Consider the following 19271-nt stretch of genomic DNA (forward strand, 5'->3'; position numbering starts at 1 on the left):
ACGGATCAGCTGCCGGTGACGGTGAGCTTCGCGATGCCGACCTTCAGGTCGCCGGTCACGGCGGTGGTCTTGAAGGTGCTGTTCAGCAGGCTGGCCGCGTCCTCGGAGATGTAGACGGTCGTGCCCTCGAGGACGTAGGCGTCGCCGTCCTTCATGACCGGGTTCAGCGTCGAGCCGTCGAGGCGGAAGAGGTTCGCGCCCTTGGCGGCCTCCTTGCCGTTCACGTACACGTCGCCGTTCACGTGGCTGTCGTTGCCCGGGTCGATGACGAAGTCCTTCAGCTCGACCTTGGTACCGCCCGCGGTCAGCGAGAGGCCGGAGCCGTCGTGGTCGAGCTCGCCCTGGACGTACGGGCGGACGCCGGTCGACGGGTCGTAGTAGGTGACGTTGCCGCCCGTGATCGGGAAGGTCAGGACGCCCGCGTCGGAGAGCGTCGCCTTGCCGATGACGCCCGGCGTGAGCTTCAGCGACGTCAGCGCGTCGACGAAGCCGGAGTCGAGGGTGATCGCCGTCGTCTTGCCGTTCACCGAGGTGAAGACCGCGGCGGGGGTCGGCGAGGCCGACGGGGTGGAGGACGCCGAGGACGAGGACGACGAGCCTGCGCCGGCCTGGGTGTCGTTGCCCGTGCTCGCCTGCGAGCAGCCCGCCAGGGCGGCGACGACGATGCCGGCGCTCAGCAGCGCGGTCAGCGACTTGGTGGTGGTGCGCATGATGCGGGATTCCTCTCGGGGAGCGTGCAGCGCGCGGACGGTCCGCGCTCGATCCGCTCCCGGATCCTGTGGTGCAGGTGTCGAGGGTTCGGAACCATCGGATGCGCGGTTCGGTGCAGTCAGGGATTCGTCAGGTTCACGGAGCCCACCCTCCGCCGCACGACGCCCGCGACGGCCACGACGACGACCGCGACCAGCAGCACGGCGCGGAAGGCCTGCTCGTCCCGCTGGAGCGCGGGCACGGCGAGCACGAGGAGGACGGTCAGCCACTCCCAGCGGCCGCTCATCACGACGAAGGGCAGCAGCAGCAGCGAGTACCAGCTGTACCGCGGCGTGAGCAGCACGAGCGCGGCGCCGATCATGAGCGCCTGGGCCGCCCAGGGGTGCGCGGGGTCCGTCCGCACGAGGAGGGCGACCGCGAGCACCGCGAGCAGCGCGACCGCCACGGGCGTCGAGGCGCCCGCGGGGAGGACGGCGGACAGCAGCGCCGACCGGCTGCCGCTGTCGTACCCCTCCTCGTTCAGGTAGCCGGGCAGGTAGCCGATCACGGAGGGGCCGGCGGCGAGCACGTGCGGCAGGTACACCGCGACGACCGTGCCGAGCGCGGCGAGGCCGATCGCCCACGGTCTGCGGCGCAGGACCGGCGGGGCGACGAGCAGCGGCAGGAACTTCGTGGCGACCGCGAGGCCGAGCACCACGCCCCCGACCACGCGGCGGCCCCGCGCCACGAGCACGGTCGCGGCCAGGGCGAGGAACGCCGCCCACGCGTCGACGTGCGCGTTCGTCACCGCCTCCGTGACGACGAACGGGCTCCAGGCGTAGACGGCCGCCCACCGCGGGTCCCGGCCCGCCCGCGGCAGCGCGCGCAGCAGGAGGGCGGTCGTCGCGAGCACCGCGAGCAGCCCCAGCAGCTGCATCGGCAGCCAGCCGACGTCGGCGGGCACGGGCAGGCGCGCGATCGCGAACAGCGCCTCCGCGACCGGCGGGTAGATGGTCGGGACGAGCGGCCGGTTGATCGGGGTGCAGATCTTCCCGGGCGCGCCGACCTGCGTCGTCGGCTGCGCGTACGGGCCCGGGCACTCGAGCGCGCCGTCGGGGCCGCGGGTGCCCGCCGGGAAGAGCCAGTCGGGCCGGAGGTGCGCCAATGCGGCGTCCGCGGGCACGTGCGCGTACGGCGAGACGCCCGCGTCCTGCACGATGCCGTCCCAGGCGTACCGGGCCGAGTCCGTGCTCAGCGTCGGCTGCCCGCTCGCCCCCGCGGCGCCGAGCAGCAGCGCGCCGGCCAGCACGACCCCGGGCACCGCGCGGCGGGGCACGCGGCGCAGGAGCAGCACCGCGGCGGTCACGAGCGTCCAGCAGGCGCCTTCGATCGCGAGGTACCGAGGGATCGTGCGCCCCGTGACCGGGCCGAGCCCCGCGACGAGCCAGACCGTCAGCGCGCCGACGACCACGAGGAGCGCGGCGACCGGCAGGATGCGGACGGTCGCGACGCGCACCCCGTCATCTTCCCGGTCCGCTCCGAACATGTCGGTATGCGTTCGGAGCGTCGGAGGTGATGAGGGTGCTGGTCCTCGTTCGGAGCGCGCTCGCCTCGCCGGCGCGGCACCCGCGCACCGCGGTCGTGATCGGCCGCCTGCTCGGCCTCGGGTTCCTCGTCTGCTTCGGCACCGGGCTGTTCAGCCACTACCTGCAGAACCCGCTGCCCGGCATGGCGTTCCCCACCCGGCCCGCCTCCCTGTACCGCGTGACGCAGGGCGTCCACGTCGTCGTCGGGACCGCGCTGATCCCGCTGCTGCTCGCGAAGCTCTGGACCGTCTACCCGCTGCTGTTCCGCTGGCCGCCGGTCCGCTCCGTCGGCGGCCTGCTCGAGCGGGCGGCGATCGCGCTGCTCGTCGCGGCGGCCCTCGTCGAGCTGGCGACCGGCGTCGCGAACACCTACCAGTGGTACCCGTGGCCGTTCCGGTTCCGGGAGACGCACTTCGCGCTCGCCTGGGCGATCGTCGGCACGCTCGCGATCCACATCGGCGTGAAGCTGCCGGTGATCGCGCGGTGGTGGCGGCGCTCGCGGTCGATCGCCCCGGACGGCGCGCTGCTGCCGGTGGCGGAGGGGGAGGGCGACCTGCGGCCCGAGCCCGCCGCGTCGGGCCTGACCGGTCTGCTGCAGCGCCGCATCGACCGCGCGGCGGTGCCGCCCGCCGCGGTCAGCCGTCGCGCGGTGCTCGCGGCCACGGGCGCCGCGACCGTCGCCGTGGTCGCGCTCACCGCGGGGGAGACCCTGCCCGCGCTCGCCCCCGTCAACGCGTTCGCGCCGCGCCGCCTCCGCTACGGCCCGCAGGGGCTGCCCGTGAACCGCACGGCCGCCGAGGGCGGGGTGCAGCGCACGGCGCTCGATCCCGCCTGGCGGCTCGAGCTGCGCGGGCCGGAGCGCACCGCCGCCCTGTCGCTCGCCGACCTGCGCGCGATGCCGCAGACGGAGGCGGGGCTGCCGATCGCCTGCGTCGAGGGCTGGAGCACGCAGGCGCGGTGGCGCGGCGTGCGCGTGCGGGACCTCGCGGACCTGGTCGGCGCGCGCGACCGCGAGCTGCTCGTCCGCAGCTTCGCCCGCGGCGCGTACAGCGCCACGGTCCTCCAGCGCGAGTTCGCGGAGGACCCGCTGACGCTCGTCGCGCTCGAGCTGAACGGCGAGGTGCTGCACGTCGACCACGGCTACCCGGCCCGGCTGATCTCCCCGGCACGGCCCGGCGTGCTGCAGACGAAGTGGCTGCGCAGCCTGGAGGTCCGATGAGCACCGGGAGCACGGGCGCACCGGCGACGGGCACCGGGGTGCGGGCCGCGCGCGCGGTGCTGATCGCGATCGGCGTCGTGCTGACCGGGGTCGGGGCCGTGGTGTTCGTCGCCGGCGTGCCGGTGCGGCAGTGGCCGGGCGTCCTCCTCTGGCTCGCCGGCGCGGTCGTGCTGCACGACGCCGTGTTCGCGCCGCTCGTGCTGCTCGGCACGCGGCTGCTGCGGCGCGCGGGCGGCCGACTGTCCTGGGGCGGCGTGGCGGCCGTGCAGGTCGCGCTCGTCGTCGGCGGGGCGCTGACGCTCATCGCGTTCCCCGGCATCCGGTCGCAGCAGCTCGGCGCCAGGAACCCCTCCGTGCTCGTCTTCCCCTACGGCCTGCACCTCGCGCTCGCGTGGGCCGCGATCGGGATCGTCACCGCCGTCGTCGTCGTCGCGATCGGCCTCCGCCGCGCTCGACGGGGCTGACCGGCCGCGGGTCCTGAGGCGCCTCCGGAGCCTGCCGAAGCGCTCGCAGCCCGCCGAGGTGCTCGAGACGGGCCGAGTCGACGATCGACGCGGCGTCAGCGGGAGCGGAGGCGGGCGAACGTCCTGCCGCCCCGCTCCTCGGTCGCCTCGACCCGGAACGCGCCGGCCGCGCGCAGCAGCGCCGGCAGGCCGACCTGGGACCACGGGAAGGGCTCGCTCGCGCCGCCGGCGCCCCGCACGCGCCACAGCGCGGCGACGTCGCGGGTCGGGTCCGCGTGCGCCTCGACCACGAGGCGGCCGCCCGGCTGCAGCAGCGCCGCGCACCGGGCGAGCAGCGCGGCGACGTCGCCGCCGATGCCCACGTTGCCGTCGAGCAGCAGGAGCGTCGACCAGCGGCCCTCGAGCGGCAGCGGGTCGAACACGTCGCGCCGGAGCACCGGCAGGCCCGCCGCCCGGCAGACCGCGACCGCGGCGGCGTCCGCATCGACGCCCCAGGCGGGCAGGCCGGCGTCGAGCGCGGCGCGGACCATCCGGCCCGGCCCGCAGCCGAGGTCGAGCAGCGGGCCGTCGAGCCCGTCGAGGAGGGCGCGGTCGACGTCGTCGGCCTCCGCCCGCCAGCGCTGCACGTCGAGCGGCTCGGGGAGGCCCTGCACGTCGTCGCGGACGAGCTCGAGGCGTGCGGCGGCGCCGCGCAGCGCGGCCGCCCACGGCCGGGCCCCGCCGGCGCCGAAGCGCGCGGCGGGCAGCACCGCGCTCACGCGGCGGCCGGGATGCGCGGCGCGAGCCGGGCGAGCAGCGCGGCGAACCGCGAGCCGGGCGCCTGCGCGGCGACCGCGACGGCGTCCGCCACGTGGTCGACGTCCGTCAGCTGGGGGAGCGTCCGCACGGCGAGGCCCGCGGCGTGGAGCCGCAGCAGCTGCGCCGCGCCGGTGTGCTCCGTCGACATCGGCACGCCGCGGACGAGGTCGCCGCGGCGCGGGCGCGGGTCGAGCCCGAGCGCCCAGAAGCCGCCGTCCTCCGCCCGTCCGAACCAGGCGTCCGGGCCGTCGTCGTCGAGCACGCCCTGCAGCACCCCGGGGTCGAGCTGCGGGGTGTCCATCCCGATCAGCACCGCGCGGTCCTGCACGGCGTCGAAGGCCGCGGCGATGCGCTCGTCGAGGCCGCCGGCCGGCTGCTGCGCGACGTCGAAGCCGGTGCCGCGCGGGGCGGCGCCGTCGAACCAGAGGAGGTGGCGGTCCGCGCGGACCCGACCGGCCGCGTCGAGCGTGTCCGCGAGGCTCGCGGCGGCGAGCGCGGCGGCCTCCTCGGGCTCGAACGGCGGCGTCAGTCTGGTCTTGACCCGGCCGGGGACGCACTCCTTGGCCAGGACGATCACGGTCGTCATGCCAGGGGTTCGGAGCGCTCGGTCACGACGCAGGGTCCCCGCGGTGCTCGTGCAGGATCCGTCGCATGTCGTGGACGGCGGTGAGGGTGCCGCGGACGGTGCCGGTCACCTTGGAGCGGCCGACGCGCGGCCGGTAGAGCACGTCGAGCTCCTGCACCCGCAGGCCGGCCCGGGCGGCGGCGAGCAGCATCTCGAGCGGGTAGCCGCTGCGCCGGTCCCGCAGGTCGAGGGCGAGCAGGTCCGCCCGCCGCGCGACCCGCATCGGGCCGAGGTCGTGCACGACGACGCCCGAGGCGCGGCGGATCGCGCCGGCGAGCGCGCGGTTCGCGAGGCGCGCGTGGAGGGGCCACGCCGAGCGGGGCTGCGGCCGCCGCCGCCCGAGCACCAGGTCGGCGTCCCCGGCGAGGACCGGCGCGGCGAGGCGCGGCAGGTCGGCGGGATCGAGGGAGCCGTCGGCGTCGAGCACGGCCACGAGGTCCGCCTCCGCCGCGAGCAGCCCCGCGTGGACCGCGGCGCCGAAGCCCCGGCGCGGCTCGACGACGACCCGGGCGCCGTGCGCGCGCGCGACGTCCGCCGATCCGTCGGTCGAGCCGTTGTCGACCACGATCGCGCGGTGCCCGGGCGGCAGCGCGGCGAGCACGCCGGGCAGCGCCGCCGCCTCGTCCAGGCACGGCAGGACCACGTCCACCGTCACGGCCGTCACGAGCGGCGGGCGGAGGCGCGCAGCGGCGCGGTCGCGAAGGCGCGCACGCCCTCCTCGAACGGCACGGGCGGCGGCACGTCGAGCTCGGCGCGGAGGCGCTCCGACGAGGCGGTGATGTGCCGCACATCGCCGAGCCGGTACCCGCCGGTCACGACCGGCTCGGGGCCGCCGCGCGCGGCGGACAGCGCCTGCGCGAGGTCGCCGATCGTGTGGACGACGCCGCTGCCGACGTTGAAGGCCCGGACCGCGCCGGTCGGCTGCGCACCGGTCCACGCGACGGCCGCGAGGTTCGCCGCGGCGACGTCGTCGACGTGCACGAAGTCGCGGCGTTGGCGCCCGTCCTCGAGCACGGTCGGCGCCTCGCCCCGCTCGAGCTGCGAGCGGAAGAGCGCGGCCACGCCGGCGTACGGGGTGTCCCGCGGCATGCCCGGCCCGTACACGTTGTGGTACCGGAGCGCGGCCACGCGGCCGCCCGTCTCCCGCGCCCAGACGGCGGCGAGCGCCTCCTGCTGCGCCTTCGTCGCGGCGTAGACGTTGCGCGGGTCGATCGGCGCGTCCTCCGTGACGAGGCGCGGCTGCAGCGGCTCGCCCGTCTCCGGGTCGACCGGCTCGAACCGGCCGGCGTCGAGGTCCGGCACGCGGCGCGGCGGCACGGCGACCGGGCCGCGGGAGGAGGCGTAGGCGCCCTCCCCGTAGACGACCATCGAGGACGCGAGCACGAGCCGGTCGACGCCCGCCGCGGTCATCCCGGCGAGCAGCACGGCCGTGCCGAGGTCGTTCGAGCGCACGTAGTCGGGGGCGTCGGCGAAGTCGACGCCGAGGCCGACCTTCGCGGCCTGGTGGCAGACGACGTCCACGCCCTCGAGCGCCGCGGCGACCGCGGCCGGGTCGGCGACGTCGCCCCGGACCGCCTCCACGCCCTCCGGCAGCGCCGCGCCGTCGCCGTGCACGTCGGCCCGGAGGGAGTCGAGCACGCGCACGGGCAGCCCCCGGGCGAGCGCGGCGGCGACGACGGCGCCGCCGATGAACCCCGCGCCGCCGGTGACGAGCAGCATCTACCGCGGCTCGCGGGCGAGCACGCCCGCGACGAGCTCGGCGGGCACCGCGGTCGCCGGGCGGAAGCCGGCCGGGATCCGCCGGGCGATCTCGGTGACGGTGCGCACGAGCACGGGGCGCGCCTGGGTGATGCGGCGGCGCACGAGCTCCGCGCTCACGTCCTCCGCCGGGCCCGTGGCGGAGCCCGCCTCGCTGTCGGTGACGAAGGTGACGTTCACGACGCCCATGCCGAGCTCCATCGCGAGCGTCGTCTCCGGCATCAGCGTCGTGACCACGACGTCGCCGCCCGCGGCCGCGTGCCAGCGCGACTCCGCGCGCGTCGAGAACCGCGGCCCGTTGATCACGACCGCGGTGCCGAAGTCCCGGAACCGGACCGACTGCGCCGCGAGCGCCTCGGTGGCGAGCCCGCGCAGCGTCGCGTCGAACGGCTCGACCGGCGACAGCTCGAACACGACGCCCTCGTCGTAGAAGGTGAGGTCCCGGCTCGACGTGCGGTCGATGAGCTGGTCCGTGATGACGAACATGCCGGGCGGGAACGTCTCGCGGAGCCCGCCGCCCGCGGTCGTCGTGATGAGCGAGGTGACGCCGAGCGAGGCGAGGGCCCAGACGTTCGCGCGGTAGGGCACGAGGTGCGGCTGCAGCGCGTCGACGAGCCCGCGGCGGATGACGTACGCCACCCGGACGCCGCCGAGCAGCCCGACCCGGACCCGGGTGGAGGTCGGCCCGTAGGGCGTGGGGACGTCGAGCTCCTCGGCGTCCTCCAGCTCGAGCGGCTGGTTGCCGACGCCGCCGATGATGCCGATGTCGGACCGCGCCGTGGTGCTCATGCAGCGATCCTGGCAGCCGCACGGCTCCGCGGGCGGGAACCGGGTCGCCGCGCCGGTCCGTACCCTTGGAGACCATGGCACACCTGGTCGGTGCGGAACGCGTCCGCTTCGAGACCCCGACCCGGGTGATCCTCGACGAGCTCTCCCTCGGTCTCGAGACCGGGGACCGGATCGGCGTCGTCGGCCGCAACGGCGAGGGGAAGTCGACGCTGCTCGGCGTGCTCGCCGGCACCCGGCAGCCGGACGCCGGCCGGGTCACCGCGCGGAACGGCGTGCGCATCGGCGTGCTCGACCAGGCGGACCGCCTCGCGCCCGGCACCGTGCTGCAGGCCGTGGTCGGCGACCGGCCCGAGCACGAGTGGGCGGGCGACCGCCGCGTGCGCGAGGTGCTCTCCGGCCTCCTCCACGGCGTCGACCCGGACGCGGACGTCGAGAGCCTCTCCGGCGGCCAGCGCCGCCGCGTCGCGCTCGCCGCGCTGCTGACGGGCGACGCGGATGTGCTGCTCCTCGACGAGCCGACGAACCACCTCGACATCGAGGGCGTCCGCTGGCTCGCCGCGCACCTGGACGACCGGTGGCCGGCGGGGCAGGGCGCGCTCGTCGTCGTGAGCCACGACCGCTGGTTCCTCGACGCCGTCTGCACGCGGATGTGGGAGGTGCACGACCGCGTCGTCGACGCCTTCGAGGGCGGCTACGCGGCCTACGTGCTGCAGCGCCTGGAGCGCGACCGGCAGGCGCGCTCGATGGAGGAGCGGCGGCAGAACCTGCTGCGCAAGGAGCTCGCGTGGCTGCGCCGCGGGGCGCCCGCGCGCACCAGCAAGCCGAAGTTCCGCATCGAGGCGGCGAACGAGCTGATCGCGGACGTGCCGCCGCCCCGCGACGGCGTGCAGCTGCACTCGATGGCCGTCGCGAGGCTCGGCCGCGACGTCGTCGACCTGGTCGACGCGTCCGCGGGCTACGGCGGCGCGCCCGTGCTCGAGCACGTCGAGTGGCGCATCGCGCCGGGGGAGCGGACCGGGATCCTCGGCCGCAACGGCGCCGGGAAGTCGACCCTGCTCGGCCTCGTCGACGGCACGATCGCGCCGACCGCGGGGCGCGTGAAGCAGGGCAAGACCGTGCGCGTGCGCCGGCTGACGCAGCAGCTCGACGAGCTCGCGGACGTCGCCGGCGACCGCGTGCTCGACGTGATCGGGCGGCTGAGGACCGGCTACCGCGTCGGCGACGCGGAGCTCGCGCCCGGCCAGCTGCTCGAGCGCCTCGGCTTCCCCTCCGCCCAGCTCTCGACCCGGGTCGGCGAGCTCTCCGGCGGGTGGAAGCGGCGGCTGCAGCTGCTGCTCGTGCTGCTCGACGGCCCGAACGTGCTCATCCTCGACGAGCCGACGAACGACCTCGACACCGACATGCTCACCGCGATGGAGGACGTGCTCGACACCTGGCCGGGGACGCTGATCGTCGTCAGCCACGACCGGTACCTGATCGAGCGCGTGACCGACCAGCAGTACGCGGTGGCGGGCGGCCGCCTGCGGCACCTGCCCGGCGGCGTCGACGAGTACCTGTCGCTGGAGGACGCGGAGACGGTCGTCGTGCCCGACGCGCAGGCGGTGGCCGGCCCCTCGCTCTCGGGCTCCGAGCGGCGCGACCTCGAGAAGCAGCTCGCCTCCCTCGACCGCCGCATGCAGCGCCTCGCCACCGAGACGCGCGCCGACCACGACGCGCTCGCCGCGCACGACCAGAGCGACTACGTCGGCCTGGAGGCGATCGCCGGGCGCATCCGGGACCGCGAGGAGGAGCGCGAGACGCTCGAGCTGGAGTGGCTCGAGGCCGCCGAGCGCCTCGAGTCCGCCTGACGCGGCGTGATCTCGAGGCTCGCTGCGCTCGCACCTCGATCAGCGGGAGGGCTCGCTGCGCTCGCACCTCGATCAGCGGGAGGGCTCGCTGCGCTCGCGCCTCGACCAGCGGGCTGCTGAACCTGCAAACAACCTGCAAAAAGGTCGCGGGCCGGGCGTCCTCCGGGAACCTGATGCATCCGTCCCCGTGAGGAGGCAGCGCGTGACCGCCACGACCGAGACCGACCGCAGCACCGGCGAGCAGCCGACCGAGCTGAAGCGCGCGATCGGGCCGAAGCTGCTGCTGCTGTTCATCATCGGCGACATCCTCGGCACCGGCGTCTACGCGCTGACGGGCCAGGTCGCGGGCGAGGTCGGCGGCGCGGCCTGGGTGCCGTTCCTCGTCGCGTTCGCGGTCGCGACGATCACCGCCTTCTCCTACCTCGAGCTCGTGACGAAGTACCCGCAGGCCGCGGGCGCCGCGCTGTACGTGCACAAGGCGTTCGGGATCCACATCGTCACGTTCCTCGTGATGTTCGTGGTCATGTCGTCGGGGATCACGTCCGCGTCGGCCGCGTCCGTCGCGTTCGCGTCGAACTTCGACGCGGCGTTCGGGCTCGAGTCGAACGGGCTGCTGCCGCTGGTCGTCGCGCTCGCCTTCATGCTCGTGATCCTCGCCGTCAACCTCCGCGGCGTCGCGGAGGGCGTCGGGCTCAACGTCGTCTTCACGCTGATCGAGCTCTCCGGCCTGCTGCTCGTGCTGCTGCTCGGCTCGTTCGCGATCTTCGGCGGGAACGCCGACTTCTCCCGGGTCGTGCTGTTCGAGGCCCCGGGCGACAAGTCCGTGCTCCTCGCCGTGACGACCGCGACCTCCCTCGCCTTCTTCGCGATGGTCGGGTTCGAGGACAGCGTGAACATGGCGGAGGAGACGAAGGACCCGTCGCGGATCTTCCCCCGCATGCTGCTCACCGGGCTCACGCTCGCCGCGGTCATCTACGTGCTCGTCTCGATCGTGGCCGTCGCGGTCGTGCCGGTCGGCGAGCTGGCGAAGAGCGAGACGCCGCTCACCACCGTCGTCGAGACCGCGGTGCCGGGCTTCCCGATCAACGCCCTGCTGCCGTTCATCTCGATGTTCGCCGTCGCGAACAGCGCGCTGATCAACATGCTCATGGCGAGCCGGCTCATCTACGGCATGAGCCGCCAGGCGGTGCTGCCGCCGTTCCTCGGCCGCGTGCTGCCGCGCCGCCGCACCCCGTACGCGGCGGTGATCTTCACCACCGCGCTCGCGATCGTGCTGATCGCGGTGCTGTCGCTCGCGTCCGACAACCCGGTCGTCGCGCTGCTCGGCGGCACGACGTCCCTCCTGCTGCTCAGCGTCTTCGCCGTCGTCAACGTCGTGGTCCTCGTGCTGCGGCGCGACCGGGTCGACCACCACCACTTCCGCACGCCGACCGCCCTGCCGATCGTCGGGGTCGTCGCCTGCGTCGTGCTCGTGCTGCCGTGGACGTCCGGGCGGGAGGGGACCCAGTACGCGATCGCCGGGGCGCTGCTGGCGCTCGGCCTCGTGCTCTGGGGCGTCACCGTCGTCGCGAACCGCGCGACCGGGACCGGGCGCGGCTCGGGCGACCTCTCCGACCTCGGCTGACTCAGCGGGGCCGGCCTCACCGGGTCCAGCGCAGCAGAAGGCTGCCCGGCGCCCGGAACCGCCCGGTCTCGGTGAATCCAGCCGCGCGCAGGCCGGCCGCCGGCACGACGGTCTTCGGCCGCGAGTCCATGTCGAGCAGGATCCAGACCGTGCGGAGGCGCGTCGCGCGCGGCACCGCGGCGCTCGTCGGCAGGTCCGACCCGAAGAGCTCCGTGCTCCGGGCGAGCGGGACCCGCGCGGTGAGGTCCTCGAGGCCGCGGAAGGCAGCGGGGTAGCTGATTGCCGCCGCCCGCGTCGTCAGCCCGCGCACGTCGCCGTACTGCCCGAAGACGATGCCGGCGGGCCCGTCGTCCGGGCCGCGGGAGGCCGCGACGAGCCGTGCGGCGAGCTCGATCTCGCTCTCAGCCTTCGCCCGCGGCTGCCGGTCCGCACGCTCCTGCGGCACGGCGACCAGCCCGAGCACGAGCACCGCGGCGACCAGGGCCGGAAGCGGGAGCGCCGCGAGCAGCGCGCCGACGAGCAGCGCCACGGCGGGTGCCGTGAAGGCGACGTAGCGCGGCCAGTAGAGCGGGTCGCCCGTCAGCGCCGTCGCGGCGAGCGCGACGGGGGGCAGCACCGCCCACGGCAGCGCGACGGCGAGGAGCCGGTGCACGGGTCGTCGACGGACGGCCGCCGCGACGGCGCCGACGACCAGCGCGGCGCCCCAGGCGACGCCGACCGCGTCGGCGCGGAACCACTGCTGCACGACCCCGTCGGGCACGAGCGGCGGCGGGCCGAGCTGCGCGATCCAGCTCACCTGCCCGCTCTGCGCGTGCGCGAGCAGCAGGAGGGGGACGGTCGGCAGGACGCCGGCGACGACGGCCGCGGCGCCCGGCAGGCGACGACCGCGGCCGACCAGCAGCACGGTGACGAGGTGCGCGGGGGCGAGCAGCGCCGCGTCGGCGAAGACCGCGATCGTCAGCGCGAGCAGCGCCCCGTACGCGACCCAGGCGACCGCACGGCGCCGGTCCGCGTCGAGGGCGTGCACGAGGGCGAGCGTCGCGGCCGTCGCGAGGAGCGCGGTCGCGGCGCTCGACCGGCCCTCCCCGCCCGCCCAGATCATCGCGGGGAGCACGGCCGACAGCGCACCCGCGGCGAGGCCCGCCCGTGGTCCGGCGACGCGGCGCCCGAGCACCACGAGCAGGGCGGCGGTGCCCGCGGCGGCGAGCACCGAGGGGAGGCGGAGCGTCGTCGGCGAGTACGGGACGACGGCGAACCACAGGTGCAGCGCCGCGTAGTAGAGCGCGTGCACCGCGTCGACGTGCGCGATCGTCGCCCGGAACGGGTCCCAGTCGCGCTGCGCCATCGCGATCGACGCGACCTCGTCCCGCCACACCGCGGGCCGCCCGACCTGCACCCCGGCGACGACGGCCGCGCCGAGCCCCGCGAGCACCGGCGCGAGCGCGCTCCGGACGCGCGGCGACGGGCGCCGCAGCGGGACGGCGGCCGCGGTCATCCGCTCTGCCTAGCACCCCGGTGCCGCCTGCGGATGAACGCCTGGTGCGGGGCGCGGTGGGGCAGACTTGGCGCGCCCGATCCGCCTTGGTGTAACGGCAGCACGACAGCCTTTGGAGCTGTGAGGACTAGGTTCGAATCCTGGAGGCGGAGCAGCGATCCGTCGGTGACGATCGAGGAGTCGCGTGACCCCCAGCCCAGCAGTCGACCCCGCGGACCGGCAGCTCGCCGTCGTCGTCCTCGCCGCAGGCCAGGGCACGCGCATGCGCTCGCGCACCCCGAAGGTGCTGCACCCGCTCGCCGGTCTGCCCATGGTCGCGCACGTGCTCGTGGCCGCTCGGGCCCTCGCGCCCGCCCGCCTGGTCGTCGTCGTGCGGCACGAGCGCGACGCGGTCGCAGCCGCAGTCGCCGAGCACGCGCCGGAGGCGGAGGTCGTCGACCAGGACGAGGTGCCGGGCACCGGCCGCGCGGTCGAGGCCGCCGTCGACGCCCTCGGCGCGTTCGACGGCGACGTGCTCGTGCTGTCCGGCGACGTGCCGCTCGTCGACGGCGGCGTGCTCGACCCCCTCCTCGCCGAGCACCGCCGCACCGCGGCCGCCGCCACGATCGTCACCGCGGTCGTGCCCGACCCGACCGGCTACGGGCGCGTGCTGCGGACCTCGACGGGCGACGTCGAACGGATCGTCGAGCACCGCGACGCGACGGACGACGAGCGCGCCGTCGCGGAGATCAACGCCGGCCTGTACGTCTTCCGCGGGCAGGGCCTCGGCCCGCGGCTCGCGGCGCTCGGGTCCGCGAACGCGCAGGGCGAGCGCTACCTGCCGGAGGTGCTCGTGCGCCTCCGCGCCGACGGCGAGCGGGTCGCGGCCGTGCAGGCGGCGGACCTCGACGCGGTCGCGGGCGTGAACGACCGCGCGCAGCTCGCAGCGGCGGCGCGGCGCCTGAACGACGCGATCGTCCGCCGGCACCAGCTCGCGGGCGTCACGGTGGTCGACCCGCTGACGACGTGGATCGACGCGACCGTCGTGATCGGCGAGGACGCCGAGATCCGCCCGAACACGCAGCTGCAGCGCGCGACCCTGATCGCGCCCGGCGCGGTCGTCGGGCCCGACACGACGCTCGTCGACTGCGAGGTCGGCGAGGGCGCGCGCGTCAGCCGCACCGACGGCACGCTCGCCGTGATCGGCGCGGGCGCCGACGTCGGGCCCTTCGCGTACCTCCGGCCGGGCACGCGGCTCGGCGCCGACGGCAAGATCGGCACGTTCGTCGAGACGAAGAACGCGGTGATCGGGGACGGCTCGAAGGTGCCGCACCTCTCCTACATCGGCGACACGGAGGTGGGGGAGCGCTCGAACATCGGCGCGAACACCATCACCGCGAACTACGACGGCGTGCACAAGCACCGCACGCGCGTCGGCTCCGCCGTGCGGACCGGGTCGCACAACGTCTTCGTCGCCCCCGTTACGATCGGTGACGGCGTCTACACGGGTGCCGGCACGGTCGTCCGGAAGGACGTCCCGCCCGGTGCGCTGGCCGTGAACGTGGCGCCGCAGCGCAACATCGAGGGCTGGGTGGCCTCCCACCGTCCGGGCACCGATGCCGCCACGACCGCGGCCCGTGCGACGGGCGCGCCCGAGGAGGACACCACCCCGTGACCGGCATCAAGTCCCAGGGCGAGAAGCGCCTCGTCGTCATCAGCGGCCGCTCCCACCCGGAGCTCGCCTCCCGCATCGCCGACGAGCTCTCCACCGGGCTGCTCCCGGTCGACCTGCGCACCTTCGCCTCGGGCGAGATCTACACGCGCATGGAGGAGAGCGTCCGCGGCGCGGACGCGTTCGTCATCCAGTCGTACTCCGGCCCGGTCAACGAGTGGCTCGTCGAGCAGCTCATCATGATCGACACGCTCAAGCGGGCGTCCGCGAAGCGGATCACGGCGGTCGTGCCGTACTACCCGTACTCGCGGCAGGACAAGAAGAGCCGCGGCCGCGACCCGATCTCGGCCCGCCTCGTCGCGGACCTGTTCAAGACCGCGGGCGCGGACCGCATCATCTCCGTCGACCTCCACGCGGCGCAGATCCAGGGCTTCTTCGACGGCCCGCTCGACCAGCTGTTCGCGATGCCCGTGCTCATCGACCACATCAAGGCCACGGTCGACATGGAGAACCTCATCGTCGTGTCGCCCGACATGGGCCGCGTGCGCGTCGCGGACATCTGGAGCGACAACCTCGACGTGCCGCTCGCGATCATCCACAAGCGCCGCGACCCGGCCGTGCCGAACCAGGTGACGGTCCACGAGATCGTCGGCGACGTGCGCGGCAAGATGTGCCTCCTCGTCGACGACATGATCGACACCGGCGGCACGATCGTGAAGGGCGCGGAGGCCCTGAAGGCGAACGGCGCGACCGGCGTGATCGTCGCGGCGACGCACGCGATCTTCTCCGACCCGGCCGCCGAGCGGCTCGCGTCGGACGCGGTCGACCGCGTGATCGTCACGGACACGCTGCCGCTGGCGCCCGAGCAGCGCTTCGAGAAGCTCGAGGTGCTGTCGATGGCCCCGACGATCGCGCAGGCGATCCACGAGGTCTTCGAGGACGGCTCGGTGACCTCGATGTTCAACGGCGCCGCCTGACCCGGACCGCGACGGCGCGACGGGGAGCGTGCCCCGTGCCTGCTGCGGCAGCGCGCGAGCGGACCCTGCTCCTGATGTGGGAGTACACGGCCGGCGACTCGCCGCTGTGGGCCCGGAGCGCGGACCTCGACGCAGGGCAGCTCGACGCCGCGGAGCTGGGCCTGTCGGAGCGCCTGCGCTCGGCGCTAGAGGACTGGAACGACCGCTGCGAGATCGCGGCCGACCCGAACGACCTGCTGCCCACGCCGACGACGCCCGCCGCGTGGCGCGCGCTCGAGGTCGAGGCGTTCGCGCTGGCGGCCCGGGTGCAGCGCGCGCTCGGCGACGACTGGACGGTCTGGTGCCTCGCGGGCGAGGGTGACGGCGGCCTGCGCGACTGCGGGGCACTCGGGCTCGAGGCTCGGACGCGCGGCGTCCCCGTGCTGCTGCGCTTCGAGGGGCCCGTCGCCTGGACCCCGGACGGCGTGGAGCCCGCGCTCGAACGGTTCCCCGACGCACTCCGCCGCCGGGTGCACGTGTGGCGGGCGACCGCGGACGGGACTTCGCCAGCGGCGTATCGCGCGGACGCGCTCGAGCTCGCGGGCGCGCTCCACGGCGTGCTCCCCGCGGGACGCCTGCTCTGGTTCGGCGGCGATGACCCGCCTGCTTGACGTCCCGCGCCGCAGCCGTGGGCGCCGCAGGTCCAGCGCGAGGCCGGTGCGGGAGTTGCGTGCTCCAGTCGCAATTGCGCGGGAGCGCTCGGGCGCAATCGGGACTGCGACGCGCAACTGACGTTCTCGGAGACCTCCCGGGCGGCGTCCCGAGACTGCGGAGCATGACCCCGCCGGTGCAGCTCGAGTCGGCCCGCCTGTTCGACACGGTCGCCGGGAGCGGGGTGCGCGGCTCGACGGGGCTGACCGCCGCGTGGGACGTCGACGCGCTCGCGACGGGCGCGGTCGCCGCCTTCGCCGACGCGGTCGTCGCGCTGCTGCGGGAGGCGGGGACGGAGGCGAGCGCGGCCGTCGACGCCGCCCTGGTCGGCGCCTGGTTCCGGCAGGCGCTGACCCCGGTGGGCTGGTCGCTGCCCTCGCCGTGGGACCCGATCGCGGGCGACTACCGCGCGGCCGACGGCTGGATCCGCCTCCACACGAATGCGCCCCGGCACCGCGCGGCCGCGCTGCGGGTGCTCGACGCGCCCGCGGACCGGGACGCGGTCGCCGCCCGGGTGGCCGCCTGGGCCGCGGACGACCTCGAGGCCGCCGTGGTCGAGGCGGGCGGCGCGGCGGCGACGATGCGGACCGCGGAGGCGTGGACCGCGCACCCGCAGGGCGCGGCCGCGCGGCGGGAGCCCCTCGTCGACCGCCTCCACACCGTGCCCGCGCAGACGCGGTGGCACCCGGACCCGACGCGCCCGCTCGCCGGCGTGCGGGTGCTCGACCTGACCCGCGTGATCGCCGGCCCGGTCGCGACGCGGGCGCTCGCCGCGCTCGGCGCCACCGTGCTGCGCGTCGACCCGCCCGACTGGGACGAGCCCGCCGTCGCGCCCGACATGACCCTCGGCAAGCTCCCCGCCCGGCTCGACGCGCGGACGCCGGAGGGGCGGGAGCGGCTCGGCGACCTGCTCGCCGGCGCCGACGTGCTCGTGCACGGGTACCGACGCGGCGCGCTCGAGCCGATCGGGCTCGGCGAGGAGGCGCGGCAGGAGATCCGTCCCGGGATCGTGGAGGTCGCGCTCACCGCCTACGGCTGGCACGGGCCGTGGACCGGCCGGCGCGGGTTCGACTCGCTCGTGCAGATGTCCGCGGGCGTGGCGGAGCGGGGCATGCGGCTCGCCGGCGCCGACCGCCCGGTGCCGCTGCCCGTGCAGGCCCTCGACCACGCGACCGGCTGGCTGATGGCCGCGGCCGCCGTCGCCGGGCTCCGCGACCGGCTCCGCGGCGGCAGCGGGTCCCGCGCCCTGCTCTCCCTCGCCCGCACGGCCGCCGAGCTGGTCCCGGCCGAGCCGGGGGAGCCGACCGAGCCGACCGCGCCGGCCCTGCCGGAGGGGGAGCGCCGGGAGACCCCGTGGGGCCCGGCCGCCGTGCTGCCGTTCCCGGTCGACGTGGGCGGCGTCGCGGCCCGCTTCGACACGGGGCCCGCGCCGCTCGGCAGCGCCGCGCCCTCCTGGCCCGCATGACCGACCTCCTCGTGCTCGTGGAGGGGGAGAGCGACGCGGCCGTGCTCCGGGTGCTCGCCGCGCGGCGCGGCGGCGACGCGCCGCCCGTCCTGCCCACGGGCGGCGCCTCGGGCGTCCGGCGCGCGCTGCGGGCCCTGCCGACGCCGCCGCGCGCGGTCCTGGCGCTCTGCGACGAGGCGGAGGCGCCCCAGGTGGTCCGCGCGCTCGGCCCCGACGACGCGGTCTTCGTCTGCCGGGCGGACCTCGAGGACGAGCTGATCCGCGCGCTCGGCGTCGGCGGCGCCCTCGCGGTGCTCGCGGCCACCGGCGACCTGCCCGCCTTCCGCACCCTGCAGGCCCAGCCCGCGCACCGCGGCCGGCCCGAGGTCGCGCAGCTGCGCCGGTTCATCGCGGCGGGGTCGGGGCGCAAGGCGCGCATCGACGCCGCGCTCGCCGAGGCGCTCCCGGACGGGGTCGAACCGCCGCCGCTGGCCGCGCTGCTCGACCGCGCCGGGCGTCGGGCCGCGCCGGGCGGCTGATCCCGCCCGCCGACGGCGTCGCGGAGGTGGGAGCGGGCGGGCGGACACGCCGCACGACGCGCAGGAGTTCCGGTGAGCGGATGGCGTCGGCGGGGATCGGCGTGCGCCCGTGCGCGCGGTCGGAGCCCCTGCCTACCGTGAGGCCGCCACCCGTCCCGAACCGGAAGGACCGCCATGCCCATCCTCCGCACCCGCCGCCGCCTCGTCGCGGCCGCGATCGCCACCGCCGCCCTGGTCGGCGTCGGCGGCGTCGCCGTCGCCGAGGTCGCCCAGCCCGCGATCCGCACCTCGACCCCGAAGCGCGCCGACTCGATCACGAACATCGACGTGCTGCGGCAGCAGATCGCGAACTACTACGGCGATCCGCTGAAGACCGGCACGATCGGCGCGAAGTCGAACTACGTGAAGGAGGTGCACGGCGTCGAGCGCCGTGCCGCGAAGTACCTGGCCCACGCGCACCACGCGCGCGGGAAGAAGAAGGCGATCCTGCTCGACGTCGACGACACCGCCCTCGCCACCTGGAACTACGAGGTGAAGAGCAACTGGGCGTACAACCCGACGACGAACGGGCAGTACGTCACCGACCAGCTGTTCCCGGCCGTGCCCGGCATGGTCCGGCTCGTGAAGGCCGCGAAGGCGCACGGCTACGCCGTCTTCTTCCTCACCGGCCGCGGCGCCGCGCAGGAGGTCGCCACGCTCGGCAACCTGACGAAGGACGGCACCGGCGTCGACGCGGGCTACCCGCAGCCGACCGACCCGGACGGGACGGGCCCCGAGGACGGCCTCTACACGAAGCCGGCGCTCGCGGACTACCCGACCTACCTCACCCAGCGCTGCGGTGACGACGCGTGCACGACGATCGAGTACAAGTCCGCGACGCGGAAGCACATCGAGTCGCTCGGCTACGACATCGTCGCGAACGTCGGCGACCAGTACAGCGACCTGAAGGGCGGCTCGGCGGACAAGGGCTTCAAGCTGCCGAACCCGAACTACTACCTGCCCTGACCGGGCGCCGGTGGCACGCCCCTCGCGGGCGTGCCACCGGAACCGGGGCTGGCCGAAGCGGGCTGTGACC

The 19271-nt window shown here is 75.9% G+C and carries 18 protein-coding genes and 1 tRNA gene; 11 read left to right on the forward strand and 8 right to left on the reverse strand.

What is annotated here, in order from left to right; translation table 11 throughout:
- Positions 1-5 precede the first annotated feature (5 nt).
- Together D1781_RS05110 and D1781_RS05115 are read right to left on the reverse strand one after the other, a co-directional pair.
- Positions 6-710: a hypothetical protein gene (locus D1781_RS05110; protein WP_119481145.1), complete on the reverse strand. Its 705-nt coding sequence runs from the start codon at positions 708-710 to the stop codon at positions 6-8.
- A gap of 119 nt (positions 711-829) precedes the next feature.
- Positions 830-2206 (reverse strand): glycosyltransferase 87 family protein, encoded by a 1377-nt coding sequence (locus D1781_RS05115; RefSeq protein WP_158590002.1) that lies wholly within the window; start codon positions 2204-2206, stop codon positions 830-832.
- 65 nt (positions 2207-2271) lie between these two features.
- On the opposite strand from D1781_RS05115, the gene D1781_RS05120 reads away from it, so the two are divergent.
- Positions 2272-3495 carry a molybdopterin-dependent oxidoreductase gene (locus D1781_RS05120; RefSeq protein ID WP_407641655.1) on the forward strand — a complete coding sequence of 408 codons (1224 nt, stop codon included), beginning with the start codon at positions 2272-2274 and terminating at the stop codon, positions 3493-3495.
- Complete coding sequence (locus D1781_RS05125) at positions 3492-3959, forward strand: hypothetical protein (protein ID WP_199706392.1); 468 nt, start codon at positions 3492-3494, stop codon at positions 3957-3959. Before D1781_RS05120 ends, D1781_RS05125 begins: the two co-directional genes overlap by 4 nt.
- A 95-nt stretch (positions 3960-4054) precedes the next feature.
- Here the strand turns inward: D1781_RS05125 and D1781_RS05130 are convergent, their stop codons facing one another.
- Genes D1781_RS05130 through D1781_RS05150 form a run of 5 tightly spaced genes read right to left on the reverse strand, consistent with a single transcriptional unit; the run spans position 4055 to position 7929 of the window.
- Positions 4055-4717: a methyltransferase domain-containing protein gene (locus D1781_RS05130; RefSeq protein WP_119481148.1), complete on the reverse strand. Its 663-nt coding sequence runs from the start codon at positions 4715-4717 to the stop codon at positions 4055-4057.
- Positions 4714-5343 (reverse strand): TIGR04282 family arsenosugar biosynthesis glycosyltransferase, encoded by a 630-nt coding sequence (locus D1781_RS05135; RefSeq protein WP_119481149.1) that lies wholly within the window; start codon positions 5341-5343, stop codon positions 4714-4716. Before D1781_RS05135 ends, D1781_RS05130 begins: the two co-directional genes overlap by 4 nt.
- Before the next feature lie 22 nt (positions 5344-5365).
- Entirely contained in the window at positions 5366-6046 is a 681-nt protein-coding gene (locus D1781_RS05140; protein WP_199706394.1) for a glycosyltransferase family 2 protein, read from the reverse strand.
- Positions 6043-7101 (reverse strand): NAD-dependent epimerase/dehydratase family protein, encoded by a 1059-nt coding sequence (locus tag D1781_RS05145; protein ID WP_119481150.1) that lies wholly within the window; start codon positions 7099-7101, stop codon positions 6043-6045. Before D1781_RS05145 ends, D1781_RS05140 begins: the two co-directional genes overlap by 4 nt.
- Positions 7102-7929 carry an MTAP family purine nucleoside phosphorylase gene (locus D1781_RS05150; RefSeq protein WP_119481151.1) on the reverse strand — a complete coding sequence of 276 codons (828 nt, stop codon included), beginning with the start codon at positions 7927-7929 and terminating at the stop codon, positions 7102-7104. It lies immediately after the preceding gene.
- Positions 7930-8003: 74 nt separating this feature from the next.
- On the opposite strand from D1781_RS05150, the gene D1781_RS05155 reads away from it, so the two are divergent.
- Together D1781_RS05155 and D1781_RS05160 are read left to right on the forward strand one after the other, a co-directional pair.
- A complete protein-coding gene (locus D1781_RS05155) occupies positions 8004-9776 on the forward strand; it encodes an ABC-F family ATP-binding cassette domain-containing protein (protein ID WP_119481152.1) in 1773 nt (590 codons plus the stop codon).
- Between the two features lie 202 nt (positions 9777-9978).
- Positions 9979-11400, forward strand: a complete 1422-nt coding sequence (locus D1781_RS05160) for an APC family permease (RefSeq protein WP_233551015.1) — start codon at positions 9979-9981, stop codon at positions 11398-11400.
- A gap of 16 nt (positions 11401-11416) precedes the next feature.
- On the opposite strand, the gene D1781_RS05165 is transcribed toward D1781_RS05160, so the two are convergent.
- Entirely contained in the window at positions 11417-12895 is a 1479-nt protein-coding gene (locus D1781_RS05165) for a glycosyltransferase family 39 protein (RefSeq protein WP_119481153.1), read from the reverse strand.
- A gap of 80 nt (positions 12896-12975) precedes the next feature.
- Between D1781_RS05165 and D1781_RS05170 the strand changes: the two genes are divergently transcribed.
- The 7 genes from D1781_RS05170 to D1781_RS05200 all read left to right on the forward strand — a co-directional run bounded on the left by D1781_RS05170 (position 12976) and on the right by D1781_RS05200 (position 19201).
- Positions 12976-13047 (forward strand) — tRNA-Gln (locus D1781_RS05170).
- A gap of 32 nt (positions 13048-13079) precedes the next feature.
- The gene (glmU, locus tag D1781_RS05175) at positions 13080-14549 is read left to right on the forward strand and encodes a bifunctional UDP-N-acetylglucosamine diphosphorylase/glucosamine-1-phosphate N-acetyltransferase GlmU (protein WP_119481154.1); all 1470 of its coding nucleotides are present in this window, start codon (positions 13080-13082) and stop codon (positions 14547-14549) included.
- On the forward strand, positions 14546-15523 hold the full coding sequence (locus tag D1781_RS05180) for a ribose-phosphate diphosphokinase (RefSeq protein ID WP_119481155.1): 978 nt from the start codon (positions 14546-14548) through the stop codon (positions 15521-15523). Before glmU ends, D1781_RS05180 begins: the two co-directional genes overlap by 4 nt.
- Positions 15524-15558: 35 nt before the next feature.
- Complete coding sequence (locus D1781_RS05185; RefSeq protein ID WP_147392040.1) at positions 15559-16173, forward strand: hypothetical protein; 615 nt, start codon at positions 15559-15561, stop codon at positions 16171-16173.
- A gap of 164 nt (positions 16174-16337) precedes the next feature.
- Positions 16338-17678, forward strand: a complete 1341-nt coding sequence (locus tag D1781_RS05190) for a CoA transferase (RefSeq protein ID WP_119481157.1) — start codon at positions 16338-16340, stop codon at positions 17676-17678.
- Positions 17675-18196, forward strand: a complete 522-nt coding sequence (locus D1781_RS05195; RefSeq protein ID WP_199706396.1) for an ATP-dependent endonuclease — start codon at positions 17675-17677, stop codon at positions 18194-18196. Before D1781_RS05190 ends, D1781_RS05195 begins: the two co-directional genes overlap by 4 nt.
- A 174-nt stretch (positions 18197-18370) precedes the next feature.
- Positions 18371-19201: an HAD family acid phosphatase gene (locus D1781_RS05200; protein WP_119481158.1), complete on the forward strand. Its 831-nt coding sequence runs from the start codon at positions 18371-18373 to the stop codon at positions 19199-19201.
- The last annotated feature ends 70 nt before the right edge of the window (positions 19202-19271 follow it).

The sequence above is a fragment of the Amnibacterium setariae genome (assembly GCF_003581425.1).
Classification (GTDB): domain Bacteria; phylum Actinomycetota; class Actinomycetes; order Actinomycetales; family Microbacteriaceae; genus Amnibacterium; species Amnibacterium setariae.